11 protein-coding genes are annotated in these 11818 nt (G+C 71.2%); all 11 read left to right on the top strand.

All coding sequences use genetic code 11. The annotated features are described in order from the left end of the window. Positions 1-593 precede the first annotated feature (593 nt). The 11 genes from HCN56_RS00815 to nuoK all read left to right on the top strand — a co-directional run bounded on the left by HCN56_RS00815 (position 594) and on the right by nuoK (position 11809). Positions 594-953, top strand: a complete 360-nt coding sequence (locus HCN56_RS00815) for an NADH-quinone oxidoreductase subunit A (protein ID WP_167931549.1) — start codon at positions 594-596, stop codon at positions 951-953. Positions 954-1079: 126 nt separating this feature from the next. Further along, positions 1080-1634, top strand: coding sequence for a NuoB/complex I 20 kDa subunit family protein (locus tag HCN56_RS00810; RefSeq protein WP_167931550.1), 555 nt, complete (start codon positions 1080-1082; stop codon positions 1632-1634). A gap of 59 nt (positions 1635-1693) precedes the next feature. Next, positions 1694-2398: an NADH-quinone oxidoreductase subunit C gene (locus HCN56_RS00805; protein ID WP_209312204.1), complete on the top strand. Its 705-nt coding sequence runs from the start codon at positions 1694-1696 to the stop codon at positions 2396-2398. Continuing rightward, positions 2398-3732 (top strand): NADH-quinone oxidoreductase subunit D, encoded by a 1335-nt coding sequence (locus tag HCN56_RS00800; protein ID WP_167967449.1) that lies wholly within the window; start codon positions 2398-2400, stop codon positions 3730-3732. The genes HCN56_RS00805 and HCN56_RS00800 overlap by 1 nt, the downstream gene beginning before the upstream one ends. Continuing rightward, positions 3729-4577, top strand: a complete 849-nt coding sequence (gene nuoE, locus HCN56_RS00795; RefSeq protein ID WP_167967448.1) for an NADH-quinone oxidoreductase subunit NuoE — start codon at positions 3729-3731, stop codon at positions 4575-4577. Before HCN56_RS00800 ends, nuoE begins: the two co-directional genes overlap by 4 nt. Before the next feature lie 5 nt (positions 4578-4582). Beyond that, entirely contained in the window at positions 4583-5941 is a 1359-nt protein-coding gene (gene nuoF / locus HCN56_RS00790) for an NADH-quinone oxidoreductase subunit NuoF (RefSeq protein WP_167967458.1), read from the top strand. After that, positions 5938-8481, top strand: coding sequence for an NADH-quinone oxidoreductase subunit G (locus tag HCN56_RS00785; protein ID WP_167967447.1), 2544 nt, complete (start codon positions 5938-5940; stop codon positions 8479-8481). The genes nuoF and HCN56_RS00785 overlap by 4 nt, the downstream gene beginning before the upstream one ends. Then, positions 8478-9869, top strand: a complete 1392-nt coding sequence (gene nuoH / locus HCN56_RS00780; protein WP_167967446.1) for an NADH-quinone oxidoreductase subunit NuoH — start codon at positions 8478-8480, stop codon at positions 9867-9869. Before HCN56_RS00785 ends, nuoH begins: the two co-directional genes overlap by 4 nt. Then, on the top strand, positions 9862-10539 hold the full coding sequence (nuoI, locus tag HCN56_RS00775; protein ID WP_167967445.1) for an NADH-quinone oxidoreductase subunit NuoI: 678 nt from the start codon (positions 9862-9864) through the stop codon (positions 10537-10539). Before nuoH ends, nuoI begins: the two co-directional genes overlap by 8 nt. Beyond that, positions 10536-11513, top strand: coding sequence for an NADH-quinone oxidoreductase subunit J (locus tag HCN56_RS00770; protein WP_167967444.1), 978 nt, complete (start codon positions 10536-10538; stop codon positions 11511-11513). Before nuoI ends, HCN56_RS00770 begins: the two co-directional genes overlap by 4 nt. Continuing rightward, on the top strand, positions 11510-11809 hold the full coding sequence (gene nuoK, locus HCN56_RS00765; protein ID WP_167931557.1) for an NADH-quinone oxidoreductase subunit NuoK: 300 nt from the start codon (positions 11510-11512) through the stop codon (positions 11807-11809). The genes HCN56_RS00770 and nuoK overlap by 4 nt, the downstream gene beginning before the upstream one ends. Positions 11810-11818: the final 9 nt, after the last annotated feature.

Raw genomic sequence — 11818 nt, 5'->3', positions numbered from 1 at the left:
CAGGGCCCCGACAGCCCGGCCGGCCGACCGGCCCGTGCCGGCGGCCCGACCGGCCCGGCCCGGCCCCGACCAGGCCCGATCTCCGTTCCCCGCCCCACCCCGCCGCGGCCGCACCGCAACCGCACCGCAACGGCCGTGCCGCGGTGGGGAGTTCACGGAGCCCGCCACGGCCGCTCCCGCGGTGGGGCGAACCGGCGCGGCACCATCGCCGCAACACCGTGTCAACGCAGATGAAACATCCGATTCCGGGGCGTCACCGCTGGTTTCGCGCATACCTCGCAGGCGCCCGTAGTGCAAATTTGCGCTGAGACGTGCGGAACTGATAGCGCGACGCGGCCGCGCGAGGTGCCCGAACGGGCCTCGCGTCACGACCCGTACGGTCACCGGTACGTCCGGTATCAGGACGGTGACGCCACCCACCTGCGCGGATGCACTTAGGTGACCCTTGGTGCCATAGATCACAAACTTCTTCAGGTACCCCGTGTCACAACTCACAGGGGGTGAGGCATAGGATGCGTCCGTGCTTGTGAACTGACTCACATAGAAGTGATCTTCTTGCAGCAGTCGCCGTCGACTGGAAGGAGCGAGGTGCGGTGAACGCGTACGTTCCCATCCTCGTGCTGGCAGCCCTCGGGGCAGCCTTCGCCGTGGGCTCCGTGATCGCGGCGGCGATCATCGGGCCGAAGCGCTACAACCGGGCCAAGCTCTCGGCGTACGAGTGCGGCATCGAGCCCACCCCGCAGCCCGCGGGCGGTGGGCGCTTCCCCGTCAAGTACTACCTGACGGCGATGCTCTTCATCGTCTTCGACATCGAGATCGTCTTTCTCTACCCGTGGGCCGTCCACTTCGACGCCCTGGGGATGTTCGGGCTGGTCCAGATGGCCATCTTCGTCGGGCTCATCGGCGTCGCGTACGCCTACGACTGGCGCAGGGGAGGGCTGGAGTGGGACTGACGACTCCCGCCGCGACCCGCGCGCCGTTCACCGGCCCCGCCGCGGCGACCGGTGGTCCGCCCCGTCGGGCCGGAACGCGGTACCGGGCCGCGACGCCGCGCCGAGCTGAGAAGGAAGGCATCTGAGATGGGTCTCGAAGAGAAAATCCCCGGCGGGTTCATGCTCACGACCGTCGAGAAGATGGCCGGGCTCGCCCGCAAGTCCTCGATGTTCCCGGCGACGTTCGGTCTCGCCTGCTGCGCCATCGAGATGATGACCACCGGCGCCGGCCGCTACGACCTCGCGCGCTTCGGCATGGAGGTCTTCCGCGGATCGCCGCGCCAGGCCGACCTGATGATCGTCGCCGGCCGCGTCAGCCAGAAGATGGCGCCGGTCGTCCGCCAGGTCTACGACCAGATGCCCAACCCCAAGTGGGTCATCTCGATGGGCGTCTGCGCCTCCTCCGGCGGCATGTTCAACAACTACGCGATCGTCCAGGGCGTCGACCACATCATCCCGGTCGACATCTACCTCCCCGGCTGCCCGCCGCGGCCCGAGATGCTCATGGACGCGATCCTCAAACTGCACGAGAAGATCAAGGACGAGAAGCTCGGCGTCAACCGCGAGGCCGCGGCCCGCGAGGCGGAGGAAGCGGCGATGAAGGCCCTCCCGACGATCGAGATGAAGGGGCTGCTGCGGTGAGTGACGCGGACAACCGGCGAAACGGTTCCACACAGGAACCTGCCGGCCCGGAGAACCAGCTGGAGGACTCCGCCGGGGCGCTGCCCGCCTCGGTCGGTTCCCCCGGCGAGGTGATCGCCGAGCGGCGCGGCATGTTCGGTGCCAACAACGGCGGCGACACCTCCGGTTACGGCGGCGTCCGCCGCACCGTGCGGATGCCCGCGGCCACCTCCCGCCCCTACGGCGGCTACTTCGACGAGGTGGCCGACGAACTGGAGGGCGCGCTGGAGGAGCAGGGCCTGGACCCGGCCGCCGTCATCGAGCGCACCGTGATCGACCGCGGCGAGGCCACCTTCCACATCGCGCGCGAGCACATCGTGCAGGTCGCCCGTACCCTCCGCGACGACCCGGCGCTCCGCTTCGAACTGTGCACCGGCGTCAGCGGTGTCCACCTCCCGACCGACACCGGCCGCGAGCTGCACGCCGTCTACCACATGCGCTCCCTCACCCACGGCCGGTTGATCCGGCTGGAGGTGAGCGCCCCCGACGCCGACCCGCACATCCCGTCGATCGTCTCGGTCTACCCGACCAACGACTGGCACGAGCGGGAGGTCTACGACTTCTTCGGGCTCGTCTTCGACGGCCATCCGGCGCTGACGCGGATCATGATGCCGGACGACTGGCAGGGCTTCCCGCAGCGCAAGGACTACCCGCTCGGCGGCATCCCCGTCGAGTACAAGGGCGCCCAGATCCCGGCTCCCGACCAGCGGAGGTCGTACTCCTGATGTCCACCTCACACCCCACCGCGCCGGCAGGCGCCCGCGAGACGACCGAGGGCACGGTCTACACCCTCTCGGGCGGCGACTGGGACGCGACCGCCGAGCAGATCGCCCGCAGCGACGACGAGCGGATCATCGTCAACATGGGGCCGCAGCACCCGTCCACGCACGGCGTGCTGCGGCTGATCCTGGAGATCGACGGTGAGACGGTCACCGAGGCCCGCTGCGGCATCGGCTACCTGCACACCGGCATCGAGAAGAACCTCGAGTACCGGACGTGGACGCAGGGCACGACCTTCGTCACGCGCATGGACTACCTGACGCCGTTCTTCAACGAGACGGCGTACTGCCTCGGCGTCGAGAAACTGCTCGGGATCACCGACGACATCCCGGACCGCGCCAACGTCATCCGCGTGCTGATGATGGAGCTCAACCGGATCTCCTCCCACCTGGTGGCCATCGCCACCGGCGGCATGGAGCTGGGCGCCACCACCGTCATGATCTACGGCTTCCGCGACCGCGAACTCTGCCTGGACGCGTTCGAGTTGATCACCGGGCTGCGGATGAACCACGCGTACGTCCGGCCTGGCGGCCTCGCCCAGGACCTGCCGCCCGGTGCCGTGGACCACCTGCGCGAGTTCGTGAAGACGATGCGCAAGAACCTGGTCGAGTACGACCAGCTCTGCTCCGGCAACCCGGTCTTCAAGGCCCGGCTGGAGGGCATCGGCTACCTCGACCTCGCCGGCTGCCTGGCGCTCGGCGCCACCGGTCCCGTCCTCCGCTCCGCGGGCCACCCGCACGACCTGCGGAAGACGGACCCCTACTGCGGCTACGAGACCTACGACTTCGAGGTCCCCACCACCGACACCTGCGACTCCTACGGCCGCTTCCTGCTGCGCGTCGAGGAGATGCGGCAGTCGCTGCGGATCATCGAGCAGTGCCTGGAGCGGCTGGAGCCCGGCCCGGTCATGGTCGCCGACAAGAAGATCGCCTGGCCCGCGCAGCTCGCGCTCGGCCCGGACGGCCTCGGCAACTCGCTGGAGCACATCCGCACCATCATGGGCACCTCCATGGAGGCCCTGATCCACCACTTCAAGCTGGTGACCGAGGGCTTCCGCGTCCCGGCCGGCCAGACGTACACCGCCGTGGAGTCGCCCAAGGGCGAACTCGGCGTGCACGTGGTGAGCGACGGCGGCACCCGGCCCTACCGGGTCCACTTCCGCGACCCCTCCTTCACCAACCTCCAGGCCGTGGCCGCGATGTGCGAGGGCGGCATGGTCGCCGACGTCATCGTCGCCGTGGCCTCCATCGACCCCGTGATGGGAGGCGTCGACCGATGACGGAGGCAGCCAACGCCGCCGTGGGACTGGGCATGCCGCCCCTGCCCCCGCCGGACTACCCCGAGGACGTCCGCACCCGGCTCGCCGCCGACGCCGCGGAGATCATCGCCCGGTATCCCGGCAGCCGCTCCGCACTCCTGCCGATGCTGCACCTGGTGCAGTCGGAGGAGGGCCACGTCACCCGGACCGGCATGCGGTTCTGCGCCGACCAGCTCGGCCTCACCACCGCCGAGGTCACCGCGGTCGCGACGTTCTACTCCATGTACCGGCGCAAGCCGTCCGGCGACTACCAGGTCGGGGTCTGCACCAACACCCTGTGCGCGGTCCTCGGCGGCGATGCGATCTTCGAGGCGCTCCAGGACCACCTCGGCGTCGGCAACGGCGAGACCACCGAGGACGGCAAGGTCACCCTCGAGCACATCGAGTGCAACGCGGCCTGCGACTACGCACCGGTCATCATGATCAACTGGGAGTTCTTCGACGACCAGACGGTGCAGTCCGCCAAGGACCTCGTCGACAAGCTCCGCGCCGGTGAGGCCGTCACCCCCACCCGCGGCGCCTCCCTCTGCGACTTCAAGAAGACCGCCCGCATCCTGGCCGGATTCCCCGACCCGCGCGAGGGCGCCGTCACCGAGGGCGGCACCGGCGGCGACGCCTCCCTGGTCGGCCTGCGGATGGCCACCGGCGAGCAGCTCCCCGCCGGACGGCCCACCACCGGACCGGGCCGCCACCCGGCCGACGACGGCCCCCCGCAGTACCTCAGCAAGCACGACGCGCCGCAGCAGACATCCGCCTCGGACCCGCACAACCCCGCGGCGAGCCCCACCGCCGAGGAGGGCGAGTGAGCGCCATGTCATCGGACAACACCAGCGCCTCGGCCGTCGCCAAGGACCTGCTGACCCCGGTCCTCTCCGCCAACTGGGGCGACTCCGACAGCTACACGCTGGACGGCTACCGCCGCCACGGCGGGTACCGGGGGCTGGGCAAGGCCCTCGCGATGGACCCCGACGAGCTGATCGCCTACGTCAAGGCCGCGGGCCTCCGCGGCCGCGGCGGCGCCGGGTTCCCCACCGGCATGAAGTGGCAGTTCATCCCGCAGGGCGACAACAAGCCGCACTACCTCGTCGTCAACGCCGACGAGTCGGAGCCGGGCACCTGCAAGGACATCCCGCTGCTCTACGCCAACCCGCACTCCCTCATCGAGGGCATCGTGATCGCCTGCCACGCGATCCGCTCCTCGCACGCCTTCATCTACCTCCGCGGCGAGGTCGTCCCGGTCCTGCGGCGGCTGCACGCCGCCGTCGCCGAGGCGTACGCCGCCGGGTACGTCGGCAAGGACGCCCTCGGGCCCGGCAAGGACCTCGAACTCGTCGTCCACGCCGGTGCGGGCGCCTACATCTGCGGTGAGGAGACGGCCCTCCTCGACTCCCTCGAAGGGCGCCGCGGCCAGCCCCGGCTCCGCCCGCCGTTCCCCGCGATCGCCGGCCTCTACGCCTCGCCGACGGTCGTCAACAACGTCGAGTCCATCGCCTCCGTCCCCGCGATCATCGACCGCGGCAAGGACTGGTTCACCTCGATGGGCAGCGAGAAGTCCGCGGGCTTCACCCTCTACTCGCTCTCCGGGCACGTCGCCCGGCCGGGCCAGTACGAGGCACCGCTCGGCATCACGCTGCGCCAGCTCCTCGAACTCGGCGGCGGCATGCGCCCCGGCCACCGGCTGAAGTTCTGGACCCCCGGCGGCTCCTCCACCCCGCTCCTCACCGAGGAGCACCTCGACGTCGCACTCGACTACGAGGGCGTCGCCGGCGCCGGCTCCATGCTCGGCACCAAGGCGCTCCAGTGCTTCGACGAGACCACCTGCGTGGTCCGCGCCGTCACCCGCTGGACCGAGTTCTACGCCCACGAGTCGTGCGGCAAGTGCACCCCCTGCCGGGAGGGCACCTACTGGCTCGTCCAGCTGATGCGCGACCTGGAGGCCGGCAAGGGCTCCATGGCCGGCCTGGAGAAGCTCCTCGACATCGCCGACAACATCAACGGCAAGTCGTTCTGCGCCCTGGGCGACGGTGCCGCCGCCCCCATCATGTCCTCGCTGAAGCACTTCCGCGAGGAGTACGAGCAGCACGTCACCGGCGGTGGCTGCCCGTTCGACCCCGCGAAGTCCACCGTCTGGGCGGACGACCGCGACGCCACCCAGGAGGTGAACGCATGACTGTCACCACCACCTCCGGCACCCCCGGCGGCGGACCGGCCACGCCCCCCGAGGACCTGGTGACGCTGACGATCGACGGCATCGAGATCTCCGTGCCCAAGGGCACCCTCGTGATCCGCGCCGCCGAACTGCTCGGCATCGAGATCCCGCGCTTCTGCGACCACCCGCTGCTCGACCCCGCCGGCGCCTGCCGCCAGTGCATCGTCGAGGTCGAGGGCCAGCGCAAGCCGATGGCGTCGTGCACCATCACCTGCACCGACGGCATGGTGGTCCGCACCCAGCTCACCTCCCCCGTCGCGGAGAAGGCCCAGGTCGGGGTGATGGAGCTGCTGCTCATCAACCACCCCCTGGACTGCCCCGTCTGCGACAAGGGCGGTGAGTGCCCGCTGCAGAACCAGGCGATGTCCCACGGGCAGGCCGACTCCCGGTTCGAGGGCGTCAAGCGGACCTTCGCCAAGCCGGTCCCGATCTCCGCGCAGGTGCTGCTCGACCGCGAACGCTGCGTGCTGTGCGCCCGCTGCACCCGGTTCTCCAACCAGGTCGCCGGCGACCCGATGATCGAACTCCTGGAGCGCGGCGCCCTCCAGCAGGTCGGCACCGGCGAGGGCGAGCCCCTCCAGTCGTACTTCTCCGGCAACACCATCCAGATCTGCCCGGTCGGCGCCCTCACCTCGGCCGCCTACCGCTTCCGCTCCCGCCCGTTCGACCTGGTCTCCTCGCCCAGCGTCTGCGAGCACTGCGCCGGCGGCTGCGCCACCCGCACCGACCACCGCCGCGGCAAGACGCTCCGCCGCCTCGCCGCGGACGACCCCGAGGTCAACGAGGAGTGGATGTGCGACAAGGGACGCTTCGGCTTCCGCTACGCACAGCTCCCCGATCGGCTCACCGTCCCGCTGGTGCGCGACGCGGCCTCCGGTGAACTCGTCCCCACCAGCTGGCCCGAGGCGCTCGACGCAGCGGCGGCCGGTCTCACCGCCGCCCGCGACGGCGCAGGTGTCGGCGTGCTCACCGGCGGTCGGCTGACCGTCGAGGACGCTTACGCCTACGCCAAGTTCGCCCGGCTGGCGCTGGCCACCAACGACATCGACTTCCGCGCGCGGCCGCACTCCGCCGAGGAGGCGGCGTTCCTCGCCGCCCACGTCGCCGGCAGCGGCGTCGACCGCGGCGGCCCGGTGAGCTACCGCGCGGTCGAGACGGCGCCGGCGGTGCTGCTCGCCGGCCTGGAGGCCGAGGAGGAGGCGCCCGGTGTCTTCCTGCGGCTGCGCAAGGCCAACCGCAAGCACGATCAGCGCAGTTGGTCGCTGGCGACGCACCTCACCCGCGGTCAGGCCAAGGCCGGCGGTGTGCTGCTGCCCGCCGCCCCCGGCACCGAGACCGACTGGCTGGACGCGCTGGCCGCCGGGACCGGACTGGAGGGCGCGGCCGCCGACGCCGCGCAGGCGCTGCGGACCGAGGGCGCGCTGATCCTCGTCGGTGAGCGACTGGCCCTGGTGCCGGGCGCGTTGACCGCCGCGGTCGCCGCTTCCGCCGCCACCGGTGCCCGGCTGGTGTGGATTCCCCGCCGCGCCGGTGAGCGCGGCGCCGTCGAGGCAGGCGCCCTGCCCGGGCTGCTGCCCGGCGGCCGGCCCGACCACGACGTGCTCGCCCGGCAGCAGACCGCCGCGGTCTGGGGCGTCGCCGAGGCCGAACTGCCCGACCGCCCCGGCCGGGACACCTCCGCGATCCTGCGCGCGGCGGCCGACGGCGGACTCGCCGGCCTGGTCGTCGCCGGTGTCTCCACCGAGGACCTCCCCGACCCGAGGGCCGCGCTCGCCGCGCTGGACCGCGTCGCCGCCGAGGGCTTCCTGGTGAGCCTGGAGCAGCGGCCGACCGAGGTCACCGCACGCGCCCACGTGGTGCTGCCGGTCGCAGCGGTCGCCGAGAAGACCGGCACCTTCCTCAACTGGGAGGGTCGCTACCGGCCGTTCGAGGCCGCGATCGCCGCCGACCAGATGACCCGCCGCCACGTCCACCCCGACGGCCGGGCGCTCCACATGCTCGCCGACCGGATGGACATCGCGCTCGGCCTGCCCGATGTCGCGGCCACCCGCCGCGAGGTCGGCCGGTTCCCGGCCTGGGAAGGCGCACTGCCCATCGGTCCGACCGGCACCGCCGTCACCCCGCCGGCGCCCGCCGCCGGCGAGGCGGTGCTCGCCGGCCACCGGATGCTGCTCGACCAGGGCCGCCTCCAGGAGGGCGACAAGGCGCTGGCCGCCACCCGCCACCCCGCACCGGCCCGGGTCTCCCCGACGACCGCCGCCGGGGCGGGGCTCGCGGACCGGTCCACCGTCGCGGTGACCGGCCCCGCCGGCAGCGTCGAACTGCCGTTGCTGGTGACGGAGATGCCCGACGGCGTCGTGTGGCTGCCGGTCAACTCCTTCGGCGGCGGTATCTACCACGACCTCGGCGCCCACCCGGGCGAGCTGGTCGCCATCGCCTCCGGGTCGCCGTCCGGCGCCCCCGGTCAGGCCCCTGACGAGAAGGGAGGGAACGCCCGATGACCGTACTCGCCCAACAGACGGATCTGTCGATGTTCGGCAACGATCCGTTCTGGCTGATCCTGCTCAAGGCGGTCGGCGTCTTCGCGTTCCTGATGGGCACGGTGCTGATCTCCATCGTGATGGAGCGCAAGGTGCTCGGCTGGATGCAGCTGCGTATCGGCCCCAACCGCAACGGCCCCTGGGGCATGCTCCAGTCGCTGGCCGACGGCGTGAAGCTGATGTTCAAGGAGGACATCGTCGTCAAGGGGGCCGACAAGCCGGTCTACATCCTGGCGCCGATCCTCGCGACCGTCCCGGCGTTCATGGCCATCGCGGTCATCCCCTTCGGCCCCGCCGACTCCCCGGTGTCGATCTTCGGCACCGAGACCGTCCTCCAGCTCACCGACCTGCCGGTGGCGATGCTCTACGTGCTGGCCACCTCGGCCATCGCCGTCTACGGCACCGTCCTCGCCGGCTGGTCCTCCGGCTCGACCTACCCGCTGCTCGGCGGCGTGCGGGCCACGGCGCAGATCATCTCCTACGAGGTCGCGATGGGCCTCTCCTTCGCGGCCGTCTTCCTCTACTCCGGGTCGATGTCCACCTCGGGGATCGTCGCCGCGCAGGAGGACCGCTGGTTCGTCGTCCTGCTGCCGGTGTCGTTCCTGATCTACATGATCGCCATGGTCGGCGAGGCGCACCGCCCGCCGTTCGACATGCCGGAGTCCGAGGGCGACCTCGTCGGCGGGTACCTCACCGAGTACTCGTCCATCAAGTTCGCCTTCTTCATGATGTCCGAGTACATCCACATGGTGACCGTCTCCGCGCTGATGGTGACGATCTTCCTCGGCGGGTGGCGGGCGCCGGCGCCGATCTCCTTCTGGGAGTCGGCCAACACCGGCTGGTGGCCGCTGCTGTGGTTCACCCTCAAGCTGCTCGCCGTCATGTTCTTCTTCGTCTGGATCCGCGGCACGCTGCCCCGTGTCCGGTACGACCAGTTCATGGTGCTGGGCTGGAAGGTCCTCATCCCGGTCGCCCTCGGCTGGCTGATGCTGGTCGCCACCGTCCGCGCCTTCCAGAACGACGGCCGCTCCTTCAGCGACATCCTCATCTGGGTGGTCGGCGGAGTCGTCGCCCTGCTGCTGGTGTCGCTGGTGGTCGACATGCTCCGGGACCGCTCCGACCGGGCCAAGCGGGGGACCGAACCCGAGGAGCCCGAGTTCGACCCGATGGCCGGGGGCTTCCCCGTGCCGCCCAAGCCGGGCCAGACCCTGCCCCCGGTGCCGCGCCGCCCCTCGCGCGCGGAGCGGCACACGGCCTCCGTCGCGGCCCCGGCCGGCGAGGAGTCCGGCCAGGCGGGCCCCGACAGTGACGCAGCGAGCGACGCACGGAAGGAGGACGGCGATGCCTGACTTCAACAACCCGGTGGCCGGCTTCGGCGTGACCTTCAAGGGCATGTTCAAGAAGCGGCTCACCGAGCAGTACCCGGAGGAGAAGAAGCCCACCGCGCCCCGCTTCCACGGCCGCCACCAGCTCAACCGTCACCCCGACGGGCTGGAGAAGTGCATCGGCTGCGAGCTGTGCGCCTGGGCCTGCCCGGCCGACGCCATCTACGTCGAGGGCGCCGACAACACCGAGGAGGAGCGCTACTCCCCGGGTGAGCGGTACGGCCGCGTCTACCAGATCAACTACCTGCGCTGCATCCTGTGCGGGCTCTGCGTGGAGGCGTGCCCGACGCGCGCGCTGACCATGACCAACGAGTACGAGCTCGCCGACCGCACCCGCACCGACCTCATCTTCACCAAGGAGGAGCTGCTGGCGGGGCTGCAGGACGACATGGTCGAGGCGCCGCACTCGATGTACCCGGGTGCGGACGAGCAGACCTACTACCGGGGCGAGGTCCCCGGCGCCGCGGAGGGGACGGTCCGGCAGGTCGCCCGCTCCAAGGGCGAGGAGGCCCCCGGCGAGGAGGTCACCCCGCAGGACGCGCTCGCGGCGGCGTCCTCGCTGACCGACCCCACCGGCCAGGACCACCGCGGCAACATCGGTGACGACGGCGAACCGCCGGAGGTGCGGGCATGAGCACGCTGACCGCCCTGTCGACACTGGCGGCGGAGACCTCCACCTCCGGTGGCGAGGCAGTCCAGTTCTGGATTCTCGCGCCCATCGCCGTCGCCGGCGGGCTCGGCACGATCCTGATGCGCCGCGCCGTGTACTCGGCGCTGTGCCTGGCCGGGACCATGGTCATCCTGGCGCTGTTCTACCTGGCCAACGGGGCCTACTTCCTCGGCGTGGTGCAGATCGTCGTCTACACCGGCGCCGTGATGATGCTCTTCCTCTTCGTGCTGATGCTCGTCGGCGTCAGCGCGGCGGACTCCCTGAAGGAGACCATCAAGGGGCAACGCATCGCGACGGCCGCCATGGGCCTCGGCCTCGGCATCCTGCTGATCGCCGGCATCGGCCAGGCGTCGGTGGGCTCCTTCACCGGGCTGGCGGAGGCCAACTCCCAGGGCAACGTCGAGGGTCTGGCCTCGCTGCTCTTCACCCGGTACATGGTCGCTTTCGAGGTGACCGGTGTCCTGCTGACCGTCGCCGCCGTCGGCGCGACGATGCTGACGCACCGCGAGAAGATCGAGCGCTCCACGTCCCAGCGCGAGCAGGCCGAGGCGCGCGTGAAGGACGGCACCCAGGTGCCGCCGCTGCCCGCGCCGGGCGTCTACGCCCGCCACAACGCCGTGGACATCCCCGGTCTGCTGCCCGACGGCACGCCGTCGCCGCTGACCGTCAGCTCCACGCTCCACGAGCGCGACCAGGTCCGCGAGGTCCACACCGAGGCGCTCGGGGCGCTCGCCGCCCTGGAGCAGCGCACCGCCGACCACCAGGGGCGCCGCGCCTCGGTCAGCGGGTCGCTGGGCTCCGGCAGCACCACCGGCGGGGCCGGTCGCACCGACGCCGGCACCACCACCCCCGCCGCCACCGGCATCGACGGTGACGGCAGCGACAACGGCCGCCGTGACGACGGCGACGGCGACGGAGCCGAGGAGGCCGGCAAGTGAGTCCCGAGAACTACCTGCATCTCGCGGCGCTGCTGTTCACCATCGGCGCCTGCGGTGTGCTGCTGCGGCGCAACGCCATCGTGGTCTTCATGAGCATCGAACTGATGCTGAACGCCGCCAACCTGGCACTGGTCACCTTCTCCCGCATGCACGGGAACCTCGACGGCCAGATCATGGCGTTCTTCGTCATGGTCGTCGCCGCCGCCGAGGTCGTGGTCGGGCTGGCGATCATCGTCATGGTCTATCGCTCGCGCCACTCGGCTTCGGTCGACGACGCCAGTCTGATGAAGCTGTAAGGCCAGCGG

Origin of the sequence: Streptomyces lonarensis (genome assembly GCF_012033735.1) — a bacterium.
Classification (GTDB): Bacteria; Actinomycetota; Actinomycetes; order Streptomycetales; family Streptomycetaceae; genus Streptomyces; species Streptomyces lonarensis.
The sequence above is the reverse complement of the archived record's forward strand: the minus strand, read 5'-3'. Positions and strand labels throughout refer to the sequence as shown.